General features: G+C 54.2%; 17 protein-coding genes, 1 tRNA gene and 1 pseudogene. 6 read left to right on the forward strand and 13 right to left on the reverse strand.

Annotation, left to right across the window (positions count from 1 at the left end; all coding sequences use genetic code 11):
* Positions 1 to 84: 84 nt before the first annotated feature.
* The 8 genes from rpsJ to H6F59_RS21415 all read right to left on the reverse strand — a co-directional run bounded on the left by rpsJ (position 85) and on the right by H6F59_RS21415 (position 8,133).
* Positions 85 to 402 carry a 30S ribosomal protein S10 gene (rpsJ, locus tag H6F59_RS21380; protein ID WP_017300626.1) on the reverse strand — a complete coding sequence of 106 codons (318 nt, stop codon included), beginning with the start codon at positions 400 to 402 and terminating at the stop codon, positions 85 to 87.
* A 109-nt stretch (positions 403 to 511) separates the two neighbouring features.
* Entirely contained in the window at positions 512 to 1,741 is a 1,230-nt protein-coding gene (tuf, locus tag H6F59_RS21385; protein WP_190519247.1) for an elongation factor Tu, read from the reverse strand.
* 23 nt (positions 1,742 to 1,764) lie between these two features.
* Positions 1,765 to 3,840, reverse strand: a complete 2,076-nt coding sequence (fusA, locus tag H6F59_RS21390) for an elongation factor G (RefSeq protein WP_190705334.1) — start codon at positions 3,838 to 3,840, stop codon at positions 1,765 to 1,767.
* 123 nt (positions 3,841 to 3,963) lie between these two features.
* Positions 3,964 to 4,434 (reverse strand): 30S ribosomal protein S7, encoded by a 471-nt coding sequence (gene rpsG / locus H6F59_RS21395; protein WP_190519252.1) that lies wholly within the window; start codon positions 4,432 to 4,434, stop codon positions 3,964 to 3,966.
* Between the two features lie 187 nt (positions 4,435 to 4,621).
* Complete coding sequence (gene rpsL / locus H6F59_RS21400) at positions 4,622 to 4,996, reverse strand: 30S ribosomal protein S12 (protein WP_190519254.1); 375 nt, start codon at positions 4,994 to 4,996, stop codon at positions 4,622 to 4,624.
* A 131-nt stretch (positions 4,997 to 5,127) separates the two neighbouring features.
* Positions 5,128 to 5,514, reverse strand: coding sequence for an iron-sulfur cluster assembly accessory protein (locus tag H6F59_RS21405; RefSeq protein ID WP_190705337.1), 387 nt, complete (start codon positions 5,512 to 5,514; stop codon positions 5,128 to 5,130).
* A gap of 93 nt (positions 5,515 to 5,607) precedes the next feature.
* Positions 5,608 to 6,027, reverse strand: coding sequence for a cupin domain-containing protein (locus H6F59_RS21410; protein WP_190519258.1), 420 nt, complete (start codon positions 6,025 to 6,027; stop codon positions 5,608 to 5,610).
* Positions 6,028 to 6,312: 285 nt separating this feature from the next.
* A complete protein-coding gene (locus H6F59_RS21415; protein WP_190705340.1) occupies positions 6,313 to 8,133 on the reverse strand; it encodes a phosphodiester glycosidase family protein in 1,821 nt (606 codons plus the stop codon).
* Positions 8,134 to 8,580: 447 nt separating this feature from the next.
* Between H6F59_RS21415 and gltB the strand changes: the two genes are divergently transcribed.
* Together gltB and H6F59_RS21425 are read left to right on the forward strand one after the other, a co-directional pair.
* Positions 8,581 to 13,278 carry a glutamate synthase large subunit gene (gene gltB, locus H6F59_RS21420; protein WP_190705344.1) on the forward strand — a complete coding sequence of 1,566 codons (4,698 nt, stop codon included), beginning with the start codon at positions 8,581 to 8,583 and terminating at the stop codon, positions 13,276 to 13,278.
* A gap of 311 nt (positions 13,279 to 13,589) precedes the next feature.
* Complete coding sequence (locus tag H6F59_RS21425) at positions 13,590 to 13,769, forward strand: hypothetical protein (RefSeq protein WP_190705347.1); 180 nt, start codon at positions 13,590 to 13,592, stop codon at positions 13,767 to 13,769.
* 7 nt (positions 13,770 to 13,776) lie between these two features.
* Here H6F59_RS21425 and H6F59_RS21430 read toward each other — a convergent pair whose 3' ends face one another.
* Positions 13,777 to 14,847, reverse strand: a complete 1,071-nt coding sequence (locus H6F59_RS21430) for an NAD(P)/FAD-dependent oxidoreductase (protein WP_277882447.1) — start codon at positions 14,845 to 14,847, stop codon at positions 13,777 to 13,779.
* Positions 14,848 to 14,932: 85 nt separating this feature from the next.
* On the opposite strand from H6F59_RS21430, the gene H6F59_RS21435 reads away from it, so the two are divergent.
* From H6F59_RS21435 to H6F59_RS21450, 4 genes are all read left to right on the forward strand, one after another.
* On the forward strand, positions 14,933 to 15,784 hold the full coding sequence (locus tag H6F59_RS21435) for a YaaW family protein (protein ID WP_190705354.1): 852 nt from the start codon (positions 14,933 to 14,935) through the stop codon (positions 15,782 to 15,784).
* 48 nt (positions 15,785 to 15,832) lie between these two features.
* The gene (locus tag H6F59_RS21440; protein WP_190705357.1) at positions 15,833 to 16,441 is read left to right on the forward strand and encodes a J domain-containing protein; all 609 of its coding nucleotides are present in this window, start codon (positions 15,833 to 15,835) and stop codon (positions 16,439 to 16,441) included.
* A gap of 43 nt (positions 16,442 to 16,484) precedes the next feature.
* Entirely contained in the window at positions 16,485 to 16,754 is a 270-nt protein-coding gene (locus H6F59_RS21445) for a DUF3143 domain-containing protein (protein WP_190519274.1), read from the forward strand.
* 937 nt (positions 16,755 to 17,691) lie between these two features.
* Positions 17,692 to 18,405 carry a hypothetical protein gene (locus H6F59_RS21450; protein ID WP_190705360.1) on the forward strand — a complete coding sequence of 238 codons (714 nt, stop codon included), beginning with the start codon at positions 17,692 to 17,694 and terminating at the stop codon, positions 18,403 to 18,405.
* A 355-nt stretch (positions 18,406 to 18,760) separates the two neighbouring features.
* Here the strand turns inward: H6F59_RS21450 and H6F59_RS21455 are convergent.
* The 4 genes and pseudogenes from H6F59_RS21455 to H6F59_RS21475 all read right to left on the reverse strand — a co-directional run bounded on the left by H6F59_RS21455 (position 18,761) and on the right by H6F59_RS21475 (position 22,918).
* A tRNA-Leu gene (locus tag H6F59_RS21455) sits at positions 18,761 to 18,842 on the reverse strand.
* 423 nt (positions 18,843 to 19,265) lie between these two features.
* Positions 19,266 to 20,084, reverse strand: a pseudogene (locus tag H6F59_RS21465) (DUF2235 domain-containing protein).
* A gap of 31 nt (positions 20,085 to 20,115) precedes the next feature.
* Positions 20,116 to 20,781: a ribonuclease HII gene (locus H6F59_RS21470; protein WP_190705366.1), complete on the reverse strand. Its 666-nt coding sequence runs from the start codon at positions 20,779 to 20,781 to the stop codon at positions 20,116 to 20,118.
* On the reverse strand, positions 20,765 to 22,918 hold the full coding sequence (locus tag H6F59_RS21475; protein ID WP_190705369.1) for an Rne/Rng family ribonuclease: 2,154 nt from the start codon (positions 22,916 to 22,918) through the stop codon (positions 20,765 to 20,767). The genes H6F59_RS21470 and H6F59_RS21475 overlap by 17 nt, the downstream gene beginning before the upstream one ends.
* Positions 22,919 to 23,048 lie beyond the last annotated feature (130 nt).

Genomic DNA, 23,048 nt, shown 5'->3' on the forward strand with positions numbered 1-23,048 from the left:
AGAACATAGTCTCTTCGTAACTCAATCTAGTCAGCACAAAGAACCCGCCAAATATTAAGCATTCAGCGGGTTCAGCATCAGGACTTAGAGCTTAACTTCGATATCAACCCCGGCAGGCAGGTCCAGTTTCATCAAAGCATCAATGGTTTTAGAAGAAGGCTGGTAGATATCAATGATTCTGCGGTGGGTACGGCTTTCAAAATGCTCCCGAGAGTCCTTATCCACGTGGGGAGAACGCAGGACGCAATAGATACGTCGTTTAGTCGGCAAGGGGATAGGGCCAATAGCTGTGGCGTTGGTGCGATTGGCAGTATCTACAATCTTTTCGCAGGAGGTGTCAAGCAGTCTGCGGTCAAAGGCTTTGAGGCGAATTCGAATTTTTTGTTGCTGAATAGTAGCCATAGGTTTTAGAAGAATGAGTTGTCAAGGTACAGCGGCAAAAGCTCTGGAAACAAAAGACAGGAGCAAACCCTGGAGGCTTACTCCTGCCCTTAGTAAAGTAGTCCAGAAACTACTTCAGGATTTTAGAAACCACACCAGCGCCCACAGTGCGTCCGCCTTCGCGGATTGCAAAGCGCATGCCCTGCTCAATGGCAATGGGGTTAATGAGTTCGACAGTCATCTTGATGCGATCGCCGGGCATAACCATTTCAGCGGCGCTACCGTCGTCAGAGGTAAAGGCAATGATGCTGCCGGTTACGTCGGTGGTACGCACGTAGAACTGAGGCTTGTAGCCGGGGAAGAAGGGAGTATGACGACCACCCTCTTCCTTCTTGAGGATGTAAACCTCAGACTCAAACTGGGTATGAGGGGTGATGCTGCCAGGCTTAGCCAACACCATGCCGCGCTCGATGTCCTCTTTTTGAAGACCTCTTAGTAGCAATCCAGCATTGTCACCGGCCATGCCTTCTTCAAGACTCTTCTTAAACATCTCAACCCCAGTAACAGTGGTGCTACGGGTGTCGCGAATACCGACCAACTCAACAGTTTCGCCAACCTTGACCTTGCCGCGCTCAATTCGCCCGGTAGCTACGGTACCACGACCGGTGATCGAGAACACGTCCTCAACAGCCATTAGGAAAGGCTTGTCGATATCGCGCTCAGGGGTAGGAATGTAATCATCAACGCTGTCCATCAGCGCTAGGATTTTGTCGACCCACTCGTTTTCACCGCGGCTAATTTTGGGAGTAGCCGTTAGGGCTTCCACAGCCAGCAGGGCAGAACCAGAAGTGATGGGAATATCATCACCGGGGAAATCGTAGGAGCTGAGCAGTTCGCGCACCTCTAGCTCAACCAGCTCCAGCAGTTCTTCGTCATCAACCTGATCTTGCTTGTTCAGGAAGACCACAATGCTAGGTACACCTACCTGCTTGGCTAGCAGAATGTGCTCCCGGGTCTGGGGCATAGGGCCGTCAGCAGCAGAACAAACTAGGATGGCACCATCCATTTGAGCCGCGCCAGTGATCATGTTCTTGACATAGTCAGCGTGCCCGGGGCAGTCCACGTGGGCGTAGTGGCGAGTCTCAGTCTCGTACTCCACGTGGGCCGTATTGATGGTGATACCACGAGCCTTTTCTTCGGGTGCCGCATCGATCTCGTCATATTTGCGAGCTTTAGCGCCACCGGCTGCCGCCAGTGTCATGGTGATGGCGGCCGTCAGAGTGGTTTTGCCATGGTCAACGTGACCGATAGTGCCGATGTTGACGTGGGGTTTATTGCGTTGAAACTTTTCGCGTGCCATTTACGTTACGTGTCCTTTCCTTTCTAAGCGTTCCCAGTGTTTTTAGAGATAATGGCCTCAGCCACGTTCCGAGGAACCTCACCATAGTGGCTAAACTCCATCGAAAAAATGCCCCGACCCTGCGTTTTAGAGCGGATGTCGGTAGCATAACCAAACATCTCAGCTAGGGGAACATGGGCTGTAACCTTTGCAACGTCAACCTCTGTTCCCATACCCTCGATCTGGCCACGGCGGGAGTTTAAATCTCCCATGACGTCACCCAGAAAATTTTCTGGAACTTCAACCTCGACCTTCATGATCGGCTCTAGAAGGACGGGAGACGCCTGCATGACGGCTTCCTTCATCGCCATTGACCCGGCAATTTTAAAGGCCATCTCTGATGAGTCTACATCGTGGTAAGACCCATCGACCAGAGTAACCTTTAAATCAATTACGGGGTACCCAGCTAGGATACCAGATTCGCAGGCCTCTTTCATGCCCTGTTCAGCTGGGGAAACATATTCTTTAGGAATTGTCCCTCCAACAATCTTAGACACAAACTCGAAACCGCTGCTTTCTTCAGAGGGTTCTACCTCGACTACTACGTGACCATACTGGCCTTTACCACCGCTCTGGCGAATAAATTTGCCTTCGGCTCTTGTAGCTTTACGAATGGTTTCCCGATAGGCCACCTGGGGAGCGCCGATGTTGGCCTCTACCTTAAACTCGCGCAGCATACGGTCGACCAGAATATCAAGGTGAAGCTCCCCCATACCAGCGATCACGGTCTGGTTAGTCTCTGGATTAGTGCTAACTCGGAAGGTGGGGTCTTCCTCTGATAGGGATTGCAGAGCCTTAGACAGCTTGTCCATATCCTGCTTGGTTTTAGGCTCTACCGCCACGGAGATCACCGGCTCGGGCACAAAGAGCGATTCAAGCACGATTGGATCCGCAGGATCGCAGATGGTGTCACCAGTAAAGGTTTCTCTGAGGCCAATGGCAGCGCCCAGATCCCCAGCTCGTAATTCGTCGACCTCAATGCGATCGTCAGCTTTCAACACAATGAGGCGAGAAATCCGCTCTTTTTTGTCTTTGGTGGCGTTGTAGATATAGCTACCCTTCTTGAGCACCCCAGAGTAGACCCGCACAAAAGTGAGCCGTCCGTAGGGATCGGCCATGATCTTAAACGCCAGGGCAGCTAGAGGAGCGTCGTCATCGGCAGGTCGCTCGCCTAGTTCGCCATTGGGCAAATGCCCTTGAATCGGCGGCACCTCAATGGGAGAAGGCAAATAATCCACAACAGCATCTAACAGCAGCTGCACCCCTTTATTTTTAAAGGCAGAGCCACACAGAACCGGTACGATAGTGCCCTGAATTGTTCCTTTACGCAAGGCAGCAGCGATTTCAGCTGAAGACAGCGGCTGCCCTTCAAAGTATTTTTCCATCAGGGAATCGTCGGTCTCAGCCACTGCTTCAACTAGCTTGGCTCGATACTCCTCCGCCACATCCTGGACATCAGTCGGTATCTCTGTGTCGTCGAAGTTTTGACCTAGATCGTCATGATAGATACGGGCGCGCATGGCAACTAGGTCAACAACGCCCTGGAAGTCGCCCTCAGCCCCAACGGGAATTTGAATTGGTACGGCATTTGCCCCCAAGCGATCGCGCAGCTGACCGCAGACTTTCAAGAAATCGGCCCCAGTGCGGTCCATCTTATTGACAAAGGCAATGCGAGGAACGCTGTAGCGATTGGCTTGACGCCAAACGGTTTCTGATTGAGGTTGTACCCCTCCCACCGAATCAAATACAGCGATCACCCCGTCCAAAACGCGCATAGAGCGCTCGACCTCAATGGTGAAGTCGACGTGACCAGGGGTATCGATAATATTGATTTGGTGGTCGCGCCAGCTAGTGGTAATAGCCGCAGCCGTGATGGTGATTCCGCGTTCCCGCTCCTGCTCCATCCAGTCGGTGACGGCGGTACCCTCATGAACCTCACCAATTTTGTGCACCATGCCTGAGTAGAACAGGATGCGCTCTGTGGTGGTGGTTTTGCCAGCATCAATATGTGCCGCAATCCCAATGTTTCTAACCCGCTCTAGGGGCGTTGTTCGTACCACAGCTCCTTCCTCGTGACTCTATCGATCGCTTCGGCAAACCCGAACAAACAAATTTATTCTAGGAAATTGAAACAGCGATCGCCAATCGAGCAGAAGCTCTGCGGCCACAATCACCGTTTCAACTTAGTACCGGTAGTGAGCAAAGGCTTTGTTCGCTTCTGCCATCCGGTGAGTTTCTTCACGCTTGCGGACTGCACCACCTGTCTCATTGGCGGCATCCATCAGCTCATTAGCCAACCTAATGGCCATCGACTTACCAGGGCGCTGACGAGCGAACTGGGTCAACCATCGCAATGCCAAGGCAACACTACGCTCGGAGCGAACTTCCATAGGCACTTGGTAGGTAGCACCCCCCACTCGGCGGGCCTTTACCTCAACCAGAGGAGAAGCATTACGCACCGCCCGTTCAAAGACATCCAAGGGATCGCCACCACTACGCTCCTTAATAATTGTGAAGGAGTTGTAGATGATTTTGTCAGCCAAAGACTTTTTGCCACTGGTCATGAGGCGACGGCTCATCATAGTAATGAGCCGGCTGTTGTAGACAGAATCGGGTGGAATTGGGCGCTTTTGAATAACGGTACGGCGAGACATGATTCAAATTCCAGTGATTGAAGGCTAGCTGAGTGGACAAAAAAGATTCGTTAGCTTAGCTGAGACGAATTGAAAGGCTGGGTCAGTACGACCTATAGCTCAAAATAGAGTTAATGACAGGCTTAAGTTATAAGCCTAAGCATGCAACCCCGTACTAAATTTAGGCCATCCTGACGCTTTATCCAGCTTAGGCTTTAGGACGCTTGGCGCCGTACTTGGAACGGCCCTGGCGACGGTCTTTTACGCCAGCGGTGTCAAGGGTGCCGCGAATGATGTGGTAGCGAACACCGGGAAGGTCTTTGACCCGGCCGCCACGAATCATGACTACGGAGTGTTCCTGCAGGTTGTGACCAATGCCGGGAATGTAGGCAGTGACCTCAAATCCGGAGGTCAAGCGCACCCTAGCCACCTTCCGCAGAGCCGAGTTGGGCTTCTTAGGAGTTGTGGTATACACACGGGTACAAACCCCCCGACGCTGCGGACAGCTCTTTAGAGCAGGGGATTTGGTTTTTTTGTCGGCTTTTTGGCGCTCACTCCGGATGAGTTGCTGAATCGTGGGCATAGGACGCTTCTGCTGCTACGGCTGATAATACTCGAGTTTTCACAAGATCCAATGCTAGCACTCTGACGAAGCTTTGGTCAAACGCCGTAATTTATACCAATCTAGAGCGTTGCCCGCTTGAGATCCGGATCTCATGGCGTTGGCAAATGAGCGGCAGTGCAGTCTTGAGTAACTGGGGTGTCAGCACTCAAAGCGAAGGCATTGCCGCAGCCGCAGGTGCGCTGGGCCAGCGGGTTCGTAAAGCGAAACCCGCCGCCCATCAAATCTTCGGCATAGTCGATGGTGAGGTCTTCGACTAACTCCACCTGATCGACAGGCACTGCCAAGTTGATATCACCGCAGGTCAGGGTTGCCAGCGGCCTTTGAGGCGTAATATTTGAGGTTAGTTGGTAGGTCCAATCGGCACAGCCACCCGGCTCAAGGGTTAGACAGATCTGAGACGAAGATCCGGTGTGGGCAGTATGCTGATGCAGCAGTCGTTTGAGTTCTTGAGCAGCGGCGGGACGAATTTGAACCATAGGAACTTTGCAGTAACGGTCAAAAAACGGCGGTAATGCTGAGCTTAGCACCACCGCCGTTTTTCATTGTGCTGATTTAGTCAGGACAATAGCCTAGATGTTCTCGGCCCGAGAATAGTCGTCTTGAAAGCGAACAATGTCGTCTTCGCCTAGATACTCGCCATTTTGGACTTCAATCAGCACCAGGGGAATAACGCCTACATTCTCTAGGCGGTGCTGGGTGCAGGGCGGTACGTAGGTAGATTGGTTGGTAGACAGAAGAATCTCGTTTTCGCCGCAAACCACTTTGGCAGTGCCGGACACCACAATCCAGTGCTCACTGCGATGGTGATGCATCTGTAAGCTCAGGCGATGCCCAGGCTTGACTTCAATACGCTTAATTTTGTAGCCTCGGCCCTCTTCCAGCACTGTATAAGAACCCCAGGGGCGCAGCCCGGTTTCAGCAATTTCTTTGCCGTTGCTGGTGGCCAGGGCCAACGCGGTGGGCTGAATCGACTCTTGTAGTTTTGGCATACCGAATAATTCTCCTAGAACCTGAATGTATAAGACTGTGGCGGAATAAGCGACTTGGGAGAATCGCGTTGTCCTATGGTGCCCATTGCGATCAGACTTTTGTTTTGGCCCAAGAGTTTCAGATGCACAAGGCTCGGGCGAGGTTTTCAGGCAATAGTCTAACAAGCGCACATTGGCAGAGCGGAGTATCTGGGCAGAGCAAGACACAAAAACACAGATTCTTTATACCTCCTTTGAGGTTTTAAAGAATTTGGGGCAGATACTGTGGCGATGCGACCCAAAAAGCTACGGGAAAAACAAGCCGATGCCGTTATTGACCCTAGCTGCCGTGCGGGGAGAACGATTGATCAGCCGACCGCCTAGATAAAGACTGGCGGAGCTACCGCCATCTAAATTAAGAGCGTTGGTGCTGCCCAGCTGAAGCATGATTTGAGCCAGCTGATCGAGGGTGGGGCCTGGGCCTTGAGGGCTGTTGTGAACGGCTACTAGCAGAATTTCGCCGGTGGCGGTGAGGCCGATAGCGCTACGAGGAGCAGCCTGGGTGCTAAAAGCTGTGCCGAACTGCTCTAGATTGGCATCGAGGACGAGGGCGCGATCGCGAATCAGCAACGGTCCACCACCAATCAAGTTGGGAAAGGGAGCCATCGTCGCGGGGAGGAGATCAGAGGCGATGGTAACCCGCTGCCCTGGGGGCAGGGCTTGGGCAGCAGTAGCGTAGGAGCGCAGGGCCAGCAGATAGCCATTGGGAGGAATTGGTAGCCCCCCGGAGCCAATGGTAGCTGCAGGCTGCTGGGCCGTAACCACGTCATCCACCACCGTAACTACAGTTTCGCTCTCAATTACAGGGCGGTAGGTTGATCCCCAGGCGGGAGTGTAGAGGCCGATACCTGCCTGTACATAGCCGCTGTTGATCGCCAGTACTGGATAGCTTTGACCGCTGGCGGTGGTAAGGGTCTGCTGCAAAGCGAGACGCTCCATGCGCACCTGACCCTGATCGTTCCACCCCACGACACCACGGCTGAGAATGGGGCCTGAGATCCAGGTGTTGTTAGCCCGTACGGCCCCAAGGGGATATTGATTATTGCGGTTGAAGAACCCGGCGTTGATGGCAGCGGCAGCCTGCCACCGTTGGGCAATGGTTGTTAACGGGGCAGTGCCCACCGCCGTAGTGGGGTCAGTCCAAATGGGGCGCAGGCTGGTTTGGGTAGGGTCGATTTGTAAGTAATAGACGGGAAACGGCCGACCGGCTACAGAGACGTACCGCTGCTGCCAGCGCACTCCAGGGGCCCAAGCAATGCTGTGGGGTTGGAGATTGTCGGCACGAATGTCGATCACGATCTGGTTGGGGTTAGCCTGGGTCACCAGACGGGGCGGAGAACTGGTGCTGGCCTGAAGGCGGATGCCGCCAGTAGTGGGAGAGACGCTCAGCGCTCCTAGATACGAGCCAGCAGGGGCAGCGATCGCATCCCCAACTACTCGACTATCGGCGGTAGCCCCCAGCGTGAGGGTCAGGGCATCAGCACTGTCGGCTAGAGTAGCGGGTACTGGGCCTGATAGGTCCACGATCAAGCGCTCACCCCCAGGTTGAGCAATTCGACGCAGCGCTATCACTTGGGCCGGAGCAGTGGTAATTTGCAACGTGCCCCCCTGGGGCTGCACCTGCCAGCCATGGCGGACAGCTAGGGGCATGATGTCAAGAAACCGATAGCCGCCCTGAACCCATGCGGAGAGTTCTACAGGGCTACCAGGTGCAGTAAACCACTGTACAGGCTGTCGATTGGGGTCACTATTGTTGAGTAGGGTAGCCCCTAGGTACGCAGTCAAGCCGTAGTCGGCTAGGCCAATTTGACCATTGACCATCATCCAGGGAACGGCGACAGGACTGCCATTAATGGTCAGAGTTTGGCCTTGGGCGGCAGGGTTTACAGCTGCATCGGCTATGACTGTCTCAGCAGGTGGCGAGGCAGGGGGGACAGCTAGAATGGGAGCGGGGGCGATCGCAGCCACAATACTTAGCCCCAACCAGCCAACCCAGCCTCCCACAACCCAGCGGCGTTTCAGGCAAAAGTGAAAGAGTAATAGCGTCAAGGCTGGCCATTTAACCATAAAAACCATCGCCGTATGAAGGTCTAATGCTGACTGGGTAAACGGCAAACCACCAAGCAATCAAACGCTGTTTAGGAGGATTTTGAAACAACCGCTACCGTTACTGCCGCTTAATTCTAAGAAGCTGTGGCTACATGCTGAGTCTAAGGTTTGTAAACTACTGATAAAGTCTGTAAATTACAGATAAAGCGCCGATCGCGCCAATGCTTTATGACTAGGACCACTGCCCCTAGTTCCCTCTGACAGACCGAGATAATTGACTGAGTCGCAGGCACTAACCCCTAAGTCTGCCCGAGGTTGCCGCGGGATTGGCTCCCCGTTCTAAGACTGTACCTAGCAATTTGATCTCAAAGGCGTTGCCATTTTGCTATGGGATGTGTGCTGCTAGGCTAGTTCTCCCAGCTAAATTCGTTGCTCTGCTTTTACCACACCTTATCTTCCTCTTCCATGGGACGTACACCTGTGAATCACCCCTACCAACCTCGGCAGCACACCCGTTCTGAATGGCCAAATTGGGGGCCAAAGTCGCTAGTTGAAGAACGCGATGCTTGTGGCGTAGGCTTTTTGGCCGATCGCCAGAATCGCGCCAGCCACGATCTAGTGGCCAAGGCTCTAGCGGCCCTCGACTGTATGGAGCACCGAGGGGGGTGCTGCGCCGACCAAGCTTCTGGTGACGGGGCCGGGGTGATGACGGCCATCCCGTGGGCGGTGCTAAATCGCTGGGCGGAGGAGCAGGGGTATGGAGCGCTAGAGAGCGATCGCACCGGCGTAGCGATGATTTTCCTGCCCAACCATAGTGAGACCGCGGCCTTTGTGCGCGACACCTTTAACCAGGTGGTCAAAGACGAAGGGCTAAGCGTGGTGGGATGGCGACCTGTGCCTGTACACCCTGATGTGCTGGGCCCCCTAGCGAAGCAGTACCAGCCTCACATTGAGCAGCTAGTGATCGCTTCAGCGACAGAAACCGGCGAAGACCTGGAGCGGCGGCTTTACCTGGTGCGTCGTCAGGTGCTGCATTTGGTTGCCAAGGCGGCCGCCAATCCTGACGAGCGGGCAGCGGTCTCTGTAGCTGATCTGAAGGAGTTCTATGTGTGCTCCTGCTCTTGCCGGACGATTGTGTACAAGGGCATGGTGCGATCGCCGGTGCTGGCCGCCTTTTACGACGACCTCCGCGATCCCGACTACATCAGCTCGTTTGCTGTGTATCACCGTCGGTTTAGCACCAACACTATGCCCAAGTGGCCCCTGGCCCACCCCATGCGGTTGCTGGGTCACAATGGCGAAATCAACACCCTGGTGGGCAACATCAACTGGATGGTGGCGCGCCAGGCCGATCTCCACCATCCGGTGTGGGGCGATCGCGTGGATCTGCTCAAGCCCATCGTCAACGCCGAGAACAGCGATTCTGCCAACCTCGACAACGTCATGGAGCTGCTAGTGCGATCGGGCCGTTCTCCTCAGGAAGCCTTGATGATGATGGTGCCTGAGGCCTATAACAACCAGCCCGAGCTAGACGCCTATCCTGAAATCACCGATTTCTACGAGTACTACAGCGGCCTGCAAGAACCTTGGGATGGTCCGGCACTGATCGTCTTCAGCGACGGCACCCAGGTAGGAGCCACCCTCGATCGCAATGGCCTGCGTCCGGCCCGCTACGTGATCACCAAAGACGATCTGCTGATGGTGTCGTCGGAGGCAGGAGTACTCGATGTAGCTCCCGCAGACATCGTAGAGAAGGGTCGTCTTGGCCCTGGCCAGATGATTGCGGTCAATCTACAGAGTCAGGAAATTCTCAAAAATTGGGCCATCAAGCAGCGGGTTGCCACTCGGCACCCCTACGGCCAGTGGCTCAAGGACAACCGAGCCGAGATCCAGCCCCAGCTGTTTGCGGAAGCAACTCTCTACCCCGCTGCCGACCTGCTGCCCCAGCAGAGCGCCTTTGGCTATACCGTCGAAGACGTCGACATGATCATTCAAGACATGGCGGCCCAGGGCAAAGAGCCCACTTTCTGTATGGGCGACGACACGCCCCACGCCGTGCTGTCAGAGAAGCCCCACCTGCTCTACGACTACTTTAAGCAGCGCTTTGCCCAGGTCACTAACCCAGCCATTGACCCCTTGCGCGAGCGGTTGGTGATGTCGCTTGCCACCCAGCTTGGCGGCCAGGGCAACCTGCTGGATGAGCAGCCCGAGTACGCCCACCTGCTCAAGCTGGAAAGCCCGGTGATCAATGAGGTAGAGCTAGAGCAAATTCACGAGTCGGGCTTTGCCACCGCCACCCTATCCACGCTGTACGCCACTGTGGATGGCCCTACGGGTTTGGCAAAAGCGGTGGCGGCGTTGTGCGATCGCGCCGACGCAGCCGTTAAGGCCGGCAAGACAATTTTAGTGCTGAGCGATCGCGTCGATGCCGAAGGAAATCCTACTTGGCTGAGCGCGGACGTCAGCTACATTCCCCCCCTGCTGGCGGTGGGCGCGGTGCATCACCATCTGATTCGCGGCGGGTTGCGCATGCGTGCCTCCCTGGTGGTCGATACGGCCCAGTGCTGGAGCACCCACCACTTTGCCTGCCTAATTGGCTATGGGGCTAGTGCCGTGTGCCCTTACTTAGCACTAGAGTCGGTGCGCCACTGGTGGGCCGACAGCCGCACCCAAAAGCTCATGGAGACCGGTAAGCTGCCGGTGATCACCCTCAACGGCGCTCAAGACAACTACCGCAAGGCGGTGGATGCGGGCCTGCTGAAAATTCTCTCGAAGATGGGTATCTCGCTGATTACCAGCTACCGAGGCGCGCAAATCTTTGAAGCCATTGGCATCGGCTCCGACCTGCTAGATCTGGCCTTCCGGGGTACTACCTCTCGGTTAGGGGGCCTTTCCATCATAGATTTGGCCCAAGAGACGATTCAATTTCACCAGCGGACGTTTCCTGAGTTGTCAGTCAAGCGCTTGCAAAACATGGGCTTTGTGCAGTCTCGGCCCAGTGGCGAGTACCATATGAACAACCCCGCCATGTCGAAGCTGCTGCACAAGGCAGTGGCCGATCGCCAGTACGACCACTACGAGCTGTACCGCGCCCAGCTCGAAAATCGTCCGCTCAGTGCCCTGCGAGATCTGCTTGATTTTGAGAGCGATCGCCAGCCCATTGCCATCGATCAGGTGGAATCGGCAGAGGCCATTATGCGCCGCTTCTGCACCGGAGGCATGTCGTTAGGAGCACTGTCGCGCGAGGCTCATGAGGTGCTGGCAGTGGCAATGAACCGCATCGGCGGCAAGTCGAACTCCGGCGAAGGGGGCGAAGACCCGGTGCGCTTTAAGGTGCTCTCCGACGTCGATAGCGAGGGTAATTCTCCTACCTTCCCCCACTTGCGGGGTCTAAAGAATGGCGACACCGCCAGTTCTGCCATTAAGCAGGTGGCTTCAGGACGGTTTGGGGTTACTCCCGAGTACCTGATGCACGCTGATCAAATTGAGATCAAGCTGGCTCAGGGGGCTAAACCCGGTGAGGGAGGTCAGCTACCTGGCAAAAAGGTGAGCCCCTACATTGCCATGCTGCGCCGCTCAAAGCCTGGGGTAGCACTGATCTCACCGCCGCCCCACCACGACATCTACTCCATTGAGGATCTGGCCCAGCTAATTTTTGACCTGCACCAGATCAACCCCAAGGCTGGGGTATCGGTGAAGCTGGTGTCTGAGGTGGGCATCGGCACCATCGCTGCCGGAGTCGCCAAGGCCAATGCCGATGTGATTCAAGTGTCGGGCCATGACGGCGGCACCGGAGCCTCCCCCCTCAGCTCGATTAAGCACGCCGGTGTGCCCTGGGAATTGGGCCTGACCGAGGTGCACAAAGTGCTGATGGACAACGAGCTGCGCGATCGCGTCACCCTGCGCGTTGATGGCGGCCTCAAAACCGGTTGGGACGTGGTGATGGGTGCCCTAATGGGAGCCGAAGAATTTGGCTTTGGCTCCATTGCCATGATCGCTGAGGGCTGCATTATGGCTCGGGTTTGCCATACCAACAACTGCCCAGTAGGGGTGGCCACTCAAAAAGAAGAGCTGCGCCAGCGGTTTACCGGCATACCCGAGCACGTGGTGAACTTCTTCTTCTATATCGCTGAAGAGGTGCGATCGCTGCTGGCTCGCCTAGGCTACAGCTCCCTGATCGACATCGTGGGCCGAGCCGATCTGCTCAGACCCCGTACGGATGTCTCCCTGGCTAAAACCAATGCCCTCGATCTCACCACCCTGATGGATCTGCCCGACGGGCGGGGCGATCGCACTTGGCTGAACCACCAAGCCGTCCACAGCAATGGCCCAGTGCTCGACGACGATATGCTGGCCGATGCTGATATTCAGCACGCCATTCAGAACCAGGGAACGGTGACTAAAGCCTATAGCGTGGTCACCACCGATCGCACGATCGGAGCTCGGGTTGCTGGGGCGATCGCCGAAAAGTACGGCAATAACGGCTTTGAAGGGCAGCTCAACCTAAACTTTGAAGGCAGCGCCGGTCAGAGTTTTGGGGCGTTTAACCTACCGGGTATGACCCTAACCCTAGTGGGCGAGTCTAACGACTACGTCGGCAAGGGCATGCACGGCGGCGAAATTGTGATCAAGCCCCCCGTTGACATTACCTACGATCCATCGACCAATGTGATTGTTGGCAACACCTGTCTCTACGGAGCCACCGGCGGCACCCTCTATGCATTGGGCACCGCTGGCGAACGCTTTGCCGTACGCAATTCAAAGGGGCAAGCGGTAATTGAGGGCGCTGGGGATCACTGCTGTGAATACATGACCGGTGGTGTGGTTGTCGTGCTGGGGCCGGTGGGCCGTAATGTCGGTGCCGGCATGACCGGTGGTTTAGCTTACTTTTTAGATGAAACCGGTGGTTTTCCAGTGCGAGTCAATCCCGAAATTGTCAAGGTTCAGCGGGTCATCACCCCGACTGGGGAAGCACAGCTTAAAGCGCTGATTGAGGCCCACCTAGCCCACACCGGCAGCCCCAAGGCCAAAGCAGTTCTAGCCAACTGGAACGACTATTTGCCTCAATTCTGGCAGGTGGTACCGCCCTCTGAGGCCGATACGCCAGAAGCCAATCCCGAGACTACCGGAGCGGAGAAGGTGCTGAGTTCCAGCCAGTCGTAGGGCTTTAGGGAAACGATAGTCGACGACGGCTGCCCGCCCCTACTATCGTTTCCCTTTTAACCCATGTTGCTCACCCCTTTGTTCCGGCAACATCAAAATAGGGACCTGCCCTGGTATCCCTTTGTGCTACAGTAAATCTCTAGTTTTGGCATGTCGTAAGTTAACGAATGCCGGTGCGGGCAGATCGTCCGGCTTGAGATTTTTGTTGGCCTTGAGTGCCTTCTTAAGCCTGAGATCGGGGTTATATCCCTGCTGTAGGTGCCGTGTCCTTGTTTACTGATCTCGTCTGCCCTGTTGTCTGAGGTTATTTAATGTCTAAGCGTCGCAACCCGAAAAAAGAAAAAGCTCTACGCAACCAGGCCTATGCCCGCAAATTCCGCAAAAAGCGGACGGGTAATCAGCGCTTCTTCCGCCGCAACAATACTGGCGCAACAGATGAGGACAACAGCGAAGACAAAGAGAATAGCGAATACTCTAACAACAACGCTTAGACCAACGCTATTTCAGGGCTGTGGCGATAAGTTCAGCAGCGCGGTAGCCTGAGGCGATCGCGCCCTCAACATTTCCCCCACTGCACCAGTCGCCGCAACCCACTAGAGTCGGCATTGCTGGGGAATGCAGCAGAGGAGATCCTAGGGGCTGTCGCACAAACCCGTAGCGCCAGCGATGAACCTGCATCCAAGTTGGGGAGCCGAGCCAAGACGCTAAGCTCCCTGCAGCAGCAGCGAGTAGTTCCTGACCGACAGACTCTAGATCGCTGCGATCGATGTTGTTGGCCGCGAAGACTGCGCTGCTGTGCACCACCGTCACCGGCTCTTGAGGGTCGGTGCGCTTGCTACTGTCTAAGGCAGCCCAGCGCAAGATTGGGTGGCTGTTGCCACCCACCATCCAACCACCCCGAGAGGTTTGATTCGGAAGGTTGGCAGATTCATCAGAGCTGTACCCAGCCATTGCGGTAATGACGGCGTCAAACTCTACGTTCTGAAGCTGGTGCATGAGCTTGAATAGGCCTTCGTTCTGGGGCGCAGCCTTATCCATTAGAGCGGCGGCTTGCGGGGCAGGAATGGCTACAACCACAGCCTTTGCCTTTATCGAGCTAAGTTGTTCCTGGCGATCGGCGCTCAAGGTTTCTCCCTCAATTCGCCAACCCTGGGGCAGCGGAGTTAGCGCTGTGGCACGCCACTGGCGGTGAATAGTCAGTCCTGGGGCTAGAGCCTTGGCGACAGCGCTCATGCCCTGGGGCGCTGTGTAGAGTGTCTCCGGCAACCCTGCCTTTAAAGAACCACCGGCCTCTAGAGTAAATGGCTCTGGCTCCCAAGACTGTAGTACACCAGCCTCCAGCAGCGCAGGCAAAAAACTGAGTGTGGAGTCAGAAAAAGGCTGTAGATGCCGACAACCGTGATCTACAGCAGTAAAACCACGGCGGCGAGTGGCTAAGCGCCCCCCAAGCCCACGAGACTTATCGATCACTATCACCTGGTGGCCGGCTTGCTGGAGCTGCCGGGCTGCCGTCAGCCCACTGAGACCAGCTCCGATGACCACGACATCTTCCATACCCATTTCTTCCAAATTTTGGTGTGTAGCCGTTGCTCAACATCCTATCTTGGGGAATTGTGTAAAAATGTAAGACAGTTTTTAAATATGGTGATGCCCAGTGGATGAGCTGCGGTCTGCCCTGGAGCTAGCAACAGACGAAGAACTCGAGGCCTTAACAGAAATGCTGTTTCGGCCGCGCTTTAACCCATTAGATTATCTGCAAAAATCTGACCCACTGACGGTCAAGAGCGGCACGCGGCAGCAGTGGCTCGATCAATTAGAGCAGCGCTTTCGTTTTTTGGCAGCGGATGGGCTGACGGTAATCAATGGCCAGAGCCAGCGGGTCAGCTATCGTCAAGCGCTGGTTCAGATTTGCCACTACCTCAAGGTGCCTTACCTGACCGCTTGGTCTACCGACGATTTAGAGGCAGAGGTGTTTTTACACCTGCTTCGCAGCAATCTCAAGAAGCTGCCAAAAGCAGAGCGCGATCGCCTTCAGCAGTCGGTGCAAAAGTCTCTACAGGGGTCAGCCCAGTTTCAATCCTTGCCCTTGGCCTTGCAGGCTAACCCCTTGAGTCTATTGGCCAAGGGCAGCAGCGCCGTGGCGATTAGCACAGTCCTACAGCCCTGGCTGCTTCAGCATATTGCTCAGCAGATGGCCTTCCACATGGCCCGCTACGAAATAACCCGGCAGGCGATGATCAAAGGGGGTGGCACAATGTTGACCCAAGTACACCGGCAGTTTGCTCTACGCATGGCCTCCCGAGGGGTAGCCACTAGTGCCGCTCGTTACGGAGCTACTCGGGCCGTATTTTCGGTGCTAGGGCCTGCGTTGTGGGGCTGGTTTTTAGCCGATTTGGGCTGGCGCGCGATCGCAACCAACTACGGTCGGGTGATTCCTGTCGTATTCACTCTGGCTCAAATTCGCTTAACCCGCTCCTTTGACGATTGGGACTTAGCTCCGGGATAGGAGACAACAGCCTATATCCCTTGCTAATTGCCCTACTAGTGGGACGCCATGCCTGACGTAAACCCAAGACCCAAAACCCACTACGACCAACTAGGGGTCAAGCCTACTGCTAGCCCTCAACAGATACGGCGTGCCTTTCGCGACCTCAGCAAGCTCTACCACCCCGACACCACTAATTTGCCCGCCACCGAAGCAACTGAAAAGTTTCAGCAACTCAATGAAGCCTACGCCATTCTCAGTAGCCCCGATCGGCGCTGGACCTACGATCAAAAAGTAGGCTACTCTCGCATATCAGTCATGCAGCCTCTGGAGCCACTAAGTCGTCCAGCCTCCTTTCAGCGACGAGAGCCTGCCAATATGTATCTCGACCCCACCGATCGCCCCCTATCAGCTGGAGAAATTTTTGCTCTCTTTATCTTAGGGCTCACGTTTGTGGCTTGCTTAGCCTTGGTGGTGACCGTGAGTCTGACCCGAGGAGATTACACTGCCAACCTAGAGATTTTGCCCGCAGAGGCAAGCCCTAGCATTGAAGTGACTCTAGACCAACAGCCACAGGCAGAACCTCCGGCAGGGGATACTTCCCTGAGGGCTCCTTCTTTGCCAAAAGCGCGACCTAATCCAAAATCCTTAACATCTGCACCACCTACCTGGCTTTAGATACGGTATCTCTGTCTACTCTTTGTTTCTATAACTCATAGCCATGGCACTTCCCTCCGCAACCACACCTCTTTATAACTACCCGCTACCCGACATCGAAGCTTGGCTACAACAACAGGGCTGTACCCAAGACGACGCTCTCCACTGTTGGCACGTGATTCGTCCCCGATGGGAAGCTGAAATTTTGCTTGAGACCGACTGTATTGTGGTGCGCTATATCAGCGCCGGGTCAGACAATAAGGACATTCAGCGAGTGTTTAAATACTCTCTCAGTCGCCAAGATTTGGAAGAAGCCATTTTTTCTGGCCCTTAAGTCTAAAACCGACTTTTTAGCATAGTTGTATTAAGTCAATACTTTCGACCTATAGGGCCTAGTCAAGGTCGATTCTGAGAGGTTGTTTGAGAAGAGTTCTGTCATAGCATAAAACACCTTCAACGTCCAACCTCTTCTAGACAGAGGGCCTGAACCAGTTCAATGCTCTTTTTGAATTCTTTAAAGGAAATTCAAAAAGAGCATTGAACTTTGCTACCAAAGCTACGAGCTTTCAAGCAGTCTCTTACAGTCTTTCGCCGTAGAGACTAAGCAAAGATATTTTTGAAACTTCCTAACCCCGATTGGGCAGCAGCTACAAGCCCAATCAGGTTAACTCTTGGCGCAATTTATTAGATCGTAGGTACTGGCAGAAAACATTAAGAAAGGGTCATTCTCTGCATCACCCTTCATTAGTTAATTCTTAGTCATAGGGCTGTGCTGAGAGAAGCGCATCGTTCTTGATACTTAGGGCAAAAATTGTCCTGATATTTTTCGCTATATTTCCAAATCAAGTTTATAAAGACATTCTATTTATGCCCGTTGGCAAGCAGCCATTTCCAAAAAACTCTATGTCGATGTAGGTGTTTTCACAAAAAACCTACGTTTACCAGGATGTTGTTCGCAAGCGCTTTATAAAGTCGAGGCGAAACTATGGTTAAATCTAGGTTAACCGAGAGCGAAGAGAAGTTCATGCTTAGGTTATGAAAAGCGGCTTGAGGAGCACTTTGGTTTATGGAACTGCTTCTCGTAGTTCGTTTGCATACTCTAACCTGCTCTTCTTCACTGTGCGATCAGTGATTTTTTAGCTGCTACCTAAACCTGCTTCAACACGCATATGCGCCTTCCAGAAGGCGGTGTTTCCTGAAAAAGCGTTCGTGTATTTACCATTTAGAACACCTGTCTAAAAATTACCTTTTACACTTTTTGAGGAGGCGTTATGACGACTTTGAATGAAACCCAGGCTAAAGTTCGACAACAGGGCGAACAACCTAGATACGACATTTGGCTAAACTGTTTCATTACGCTATTAGCGACCAACCTACTTAGCATTTATATTGCTACCAACGGTACCTCTGACTTAGGCTTCGTGTTTCAAGAAGACGGTGTGCTCGAGAGTCTAAGCGCTGTATTCTATTTTTCTGCCGCGGGCATTTTTGCCTTTGGCTTTAAAAATAAATTCGCTCCTCTAAGGTTTTGGTGTTTATTTTTCGCAGTTTTAATGTTTATGGTAGGTGGCGAAGAAATTAGCTGGGGACAGCGCATCTTCGGTATTGCTACACCAGCATCTTTAGACTCTGTCAATGTTCAGAATGAATTCAACATTCATAATATTGATGGAATCCATCAGCATGTTCGTATGGCTGGAGTTGCCTTTGTAGGAATTTTCTGTTTTCTTATTCCTGTCTCCAACCGATTCAGTCAGCAGATGAGGCAGTTTTACACCCAGTGGGGCGTACCTCTATTTCCCTTAAACACAGCTTGGCTAGTCGTGCTATCTACGCTGTTTATGGTTATTCCACGAGCTATTAACTTGCCAGATCTCTTTGTTCCAGATGAAATTGGGGAGTTTCTACTTTCCTTTGCCTGGATTCCTTTTGCCCTTAACAATTCCTTAGAAAGCCGCTTTGGTAAGCTCGAGCATTACCACTAGGTCTATTCTTTCAATTACGAGCCCTAAAAGCCGCCACAGTTTGAGACCGTGGCGGCTTTTTAAGCTATCCATAGCTGTTATGGGCGATCCAAGCGCGGCTGAAGAACTCGAACTTTCTGCTACCGTTACTTATGTTCGAAGTGAACTGCTTAACGCTATAGTTTTAGCCCTCAATCAGGTTAGGGAGTGTAGCCACAACCGAAGACTCTTCGCCACGACTACAAGTCTCGCATTCACTTCAAAAGTGTGCCTCTCCTTAGAGGGCATCTGTGTGGCAAGCTTAGAAGAATTTTGGCTAGTCAGTCAAAGCAGTATGTGAAGCGGCTAGCTGCTTCACATACTGCTTTACCAACAATGCGGATGAAAGGACTTGAACCTTCACGTCCGAAGACACTAGAACCTAAATCTAGCGCGTCTACCAATTCCGCCACATCCGCGTTCGGTGATTTAGCATAGCAAACAACGGTGGACTGTGGGAACCTTTTGACCCGTTCTTTTTAAATTAAATTGCTTGGCTCAGGTGGAGATGTACGAGTTGAGCTGACTCACTAATTCTGGGGGAGATTGCTGGGACGGTAGCCAGCACCTAGTGCTTGCCAGCGCTGGAACACGCTGGGGTGAAGAACTGCCTCTGGAGGAATACTACGGGGCTGGAAGCCTGTCAGTCGAAACAGCCAAGAAATAGGTCTAAAGGTGAAGCGGTTGGGTCAGGGCGAATGCTGGGCGTCTGAAATGAGTTTGGAGACGTTGAAGCAGGCTGTAGTAGACTCAGGTCGAACTTTAGACCTAGGCCAAGACTGGTTTGTATGGTGTCAATCATCCACAGCAAAGCACCATCTGCGAGGGGCAAGGACCCCAACTCACCGCCGCCAACGGCCCCATGGTCGCCTGGAACCAAACTTGTTGAAGGGTTTGACCCGCATCAATGTTCTTCTGACTTTGCTGCATGGGGGTTTAAAGTCAAAAACTTTGCGCATTTCATCGATAGCAACGGCATGGAGAGCATGATCGATGATGTTGCTGAGCTGGTAGTCGTGGAATTCATACTTTTTGTTGAGCAGTTAGCTGAGCAGCGGAATAGTGCGAGGCACTCCAAGGGCGCCTACTGTCTCCCAGCAGCCCAGTACGGTGACTCTGGCGGGGCGCACGCTGGTGCTAAGAGACTGCATGGCCCTCTTTTTGCGCTCTAGCTCGCGAAGGTTAAAGTCGTCTTTGCCGATCCGGCGTTCGTCATTGTAATGGCCTTGACTGCGGCAGATGTCGCAGACAGCTGGTACTTTGAGCACTTCGGCGCTGGGCAACAAACCGCCAGCAATGCGCATTAGCCCGGCTAAGCTACGCACGGTATAGGCTCCACGGCTAAAGCCAAACAGGTAGATTTCATCGCCATCATCATAGTTGAGGCAGAGAAAGCGATAGGCTGCCTGGATGTTTTCGTCAATGCCCCAACCAAAGGCTCCGCCAGCGAGGCGATTGAGCAGCTCACCACCAGAACCGATACCGGGGCTGTATTCCACTAGCTGAGGCTGTTGCAGATCTTTATCGTTAGTTTGAATAGTTTGGGCTAGCTTGACCACGTTGGTAGGAAGTTTTTGGCTAGCTTTTTGCCAGGTGCCATTGCAGCAGACTACAAGACGTTTCATGGCAGGTTCCTCTGGAGCGGGTTGAGGGCAATCCATGCTTCGATGGCTTGCGGCTTGGGGCGCATTGCTATTGAAGGTTTTGTTGAGCGCTGGTAAGGGTAGCTCTAGCCTGATGCGAGCCACACCCCTTGAAGGAACGGCGGTGCTGGGGCGTTGGTCCTAGCGTTTGCAGAGCTAGACGATGGGCAGCACTGCCGTAACCTTTGTTGCGCGCCAGGTGATAACCGGGGTAGCGACGATCGAGGCGCACAATGAGGCGATCGCGCCATACCTTAGCCAAGATGCTGGCAGCGGCAATCTCAGTGTGGATGCGATCGCCCTGCACCACCGTTCGCTGAGGCAGGTGTAAGTGAGGAATGAGCTGGTTGCCATCAACTAGGCAGAGGTCTGGCAGAGTAGACAGGCGGCGCAACGCCCGGCTCATCGCCAAAAGACTGGCGTAGAGAATATTAAGTCGCTCAATGTCGTGGATAGTGGCTAAGCCCAAGGCATAGTCCGTAGCCAGCCGTTGAATGGGCTCCACCAGGCTTTCGCGGCGGGCTTCGCTCAGGCACTTGCTATCGGTCACCCCCAGCGACTGAAGTTGCTCACAGGCTTGGGGCGACAGCACAACCGCCGCCGCTACCACGGGTCCAAATAAACACCCTCGCCCCACCTCATCAACCCCAGCAATCTTGGTTGCTGGGTGATACTCACAAGCCTCAGGGGTCAGTAACCTACTCGTCGCCACCATCGCCAGCCGAGGAGGAACGACGGCGGCGGCGACGGCGCACGCTGCTAGACGATTCTTCTGGCTCGGCTTCGGGGGTAACCTCTATGGAGTTCAGTTCAACAACGGGAGCAGGTTCAGCAATGGGGGTGGGTTCGATCGTCGGCTCTGGGATTGAGGCGATCGCTTCAGGAGATATGACATCTGCCTCCTGGGCTTGAGCACGCGCCGAGCGCGTGCGCACTACGCGGCTAGGAGACGGCTTAGGCAATGCAGGCTCTGGTTCTGTCATATCTACCAGCGGCATCTCAACGGGCTCCTCAGCCGGAACTTCCATTGGGGTCAGTGACACAATCTCTGGCGGGGCCTGCCCAGGCAACACCACTGACACCACTACGTTGCGGGGGTCAGCCACCTCTTGGGTCGACAGAACCATGGGTGAAATGCCCATCATGGCGTAGATACGCTGCTCGTCGGCGGTCATTTCCACAGTTACTACCTGAGGAGGCACAACGGACTTCCGATTCCGAGCCGGCTCGCTCTGTGAATCAACCCGTCCCCCAGTTCGTCCGCGACCTCGGGGCGCAACCTTTTCGTCTTCAGTTTTGGGGGTTACCAGTGGTGGCAACGACTCAATTGGCTCTTTAAAGTCAACCGGGGCCGGCCCGTTATCTTTCACCACAGGCGCTTCTTTGCCATTGCTTCGGGTCGGCAGAGGGTCGCGGCGGCGACGGCGGCGGTTGTTGCCGCGGCCCGCTTTATCTTGATAGCTAGGGTGGTTGCCCAAATCCAGCTCTTGCAGGTCAGGACGACCATCAAAATCGCCTGCATCACCAAGGGGAAGTGGTGGCGCCACCTGAGGAGCCGGACTTCCCCCAGAGACCAAAGCACGGGGAGCGACTTCATTGCCATTGTCTATAGGCACCTCACCGGGCAAATGCACCAGATGGCCCAAACCACCGCAGGTCGGACAAGGTCGCCCAAACAGCTCGTAAATGTTTTGACCCTGGCGCTTACGGGTCAGCTCTACTAGGCCTAGCTCAGACAGCTGAGAGATCTGGGGCCGAGCTTTGTCAGAACGTAGGGCTTTAGTGAAATGTTCAAGGACTTGCAGCTTGTCACGCCGCGTATCCATATCGATAAAGTCAACGACAATCACCCCGGCGATATTGCGCAGGCGCAGCTGCCGGGCAATTTCAGCAGCAGCTTCGCAGTTAGTCCATAGGACGGTTTCGCGAGCCGTGGCAGAACGCGTAAAAGAGCCAGAGTTGACGTCAATCACCGTTAACGCCTCGGTGCGCTCAATGATGATATAGCCACCGGAGGGCAGATCTACCCTCGGCTTCAAGGCCTCGCGAATCGCCGCGTTGACTCGAAAATACTCCAGGATGGGAATGCGTTCGCGGTGGTGGTCGATCAGCACTCCGGCAGGCACTTGGCCATCGCTCCAGTTGGCCAGGTGTTGCTTCACCCGCTTCATGCCAGTACTGGAGTCGGTGACAATGCGGTTGACTTCTGCATTGTAGGCGTCGCGCAGCACTCGTTGAATAAAGTCGTCATCGCGATTGAGCAGAGCCGGGGGTCGAGTGCTTAAGGCCTGCTGCTGAATGCTTTCCCACTGCTTTTGCAGGGTTTCTAAATCTTCAATGATGGCATTTTCGCTAATGCCCTCGGCTTCGGTACGCACCAGCAAACCCATGCCCGCTGGTTTGATCAAAATGGCTAAAGCCCGCAGGCGGTTGCGCTCGCTCTCGCTGCGAATGCGCCGTGATAGGTTGACCCCACGCCCTGAAGGCATCAGGACTAAATATCGCCCCGGCAAGCTAATATTGCCAGTCAGACGAGGCCCTTTGTTGCCCGTAGGCTCTTTCATAATCTGCACCAGCACTTTTTGCTGGGGCACGACTAATTCGGTGATGGAGCCAGCGCTGCGCTTCAGCTTTAGGGGACCCAGGTCCGTGACGTGCATAAAGCCGTTGCGCTCGCTGTCGCCAATATTGACGAAGGCAGCATCAATGCCAGGCAGCACGTTTTCTACGGTGCCCAAATAAATGTCGCTAACCTGGTGGCTACCGGTGGCCACAATTAGCTCTTGAATCTGATCTTCAGAAAAAACCGCAGCGATCCGGTTTTGCTCAGCAATAACAATCTGCTTCGGCATTCAAATTCCTCATACGACGCTCACCAGGGCGAATAAAATCTGCTTTTCCCGCCCTAAGTGGGTGATTTGGCTATTCACAAGCCACGTCAACACCGCTACTGAGCGATCGGAAAACTCGTTTGCAAAGGTT

The sequence above is a fragment of the Nodosilinea sp. FACHB-141 genome, assembly GCF_014696135.1.
Lineage (GTDB): Bacteria > Cyanobacteriota > Cyanobacteriia > Phormidesmidales > Phormidesmidaceae > Nodosilinea.

Excerpts from the sequence above, each read along its gene's own strand:
- H6F59_RS21445 (WP_190519274.1), top strand. The coding sequence starts at position 16,485 with ATGGCACTTCCCTCCGCAACCACACCTCTTTATAACTACCCGCTACCC.
- H6F59_RS21440 (WP_190705357.1), top strand. The coding sequence starts at position 15,833 with ATGCCTGACGTAAACCCAAGACCCAAAACCCACTACGACCAACTAGGG.
- H6F59_RS21425 (WP_190705347.1), top strand. The coding sequence starts at position 13,590 with ATGTCTAAGCGTCGCAACCCGAAAAAAGAAAAAGCTCTACGCAACCAG.
- tuf (WP_190519247.1), bottom strand. The coding sequence starts at position 1,741 with ATGGCACGCGAAAAGTTTCAACGCAATAAACCCCACGTCAACATCGGC.
- H6F59_RS21475 (WP_190705369.1), bottom strand. The coding sequence starts at position 22,918 with ATGCCGAAGCAGATTGTTATTGCTGAGCAAAACCGGATCGCTGCGGTT.
- rpsJ (WP_017300626.1), bottom strand. The coding sequence starts at position 402 with ATGGCTACTATTCAGCAACAAAAAATTCGAATTCGCCTCAAAGCCTTT.
- rpsG (WP_190519252.1), bottom strand. The coding sequence starts at position 4,434 with ATGTCTCGCCGTACCGTTATTCAAAAGCGCCCAATTCCACCCGATTCT.
- H6F59_RS21405 (WP_190705337.1), bottom strand. The coding sequence starts at position 5,514 with ATGGTTCAAATTCGTCCCGCCGCTGCTCAAGAACTCAAACGACTGCTG.
- rpsL (WP_190519254.1), bottom strand. The coding sequence starts at position 4,996 with ATGCCCACGATTCAGCAACTCATCCGGAGTGAGCGCCAAAAAGCCGAC.
- H6F59_RS21410 (WP_190519258.1), bottom strand. The coding sequence starts at position 6,027 with ATGCCAAAACTACAAGAGTCGATTCAGCCCACCGCGTTGGCCCTGGCC.
- H6F59_RS21450 (WP_190705360.1), top strand. The coding sequence starts at position 17,692 with ATGACGACTTTGAATGAAACCCAGGCTAAAGTTCGACAACAGGGCGAA.
- H6F59_RS21470 (WP_190705366.1), bottom strand. The coding sequence starts at position 20,781 with ATGGTGGCGACGAGTAGGTTACTGACCCCTGAGGCTTGTGAGTATCAC.
- gltB (WP_190705344.1), top strand. The coding sequence starts at position 8,581 with ATGGGACGTACACCTGTGAATCACCCCTACCAACCTCGGCAGCACACC.
- H6F59_RS21415 (WP_190705340.1), bottom strand. The coding sequence starts at position 8,133 with ATGGTTAAATGGCCAGCCTTGACGCTATTACTCTTTCACTTTTGCCTG.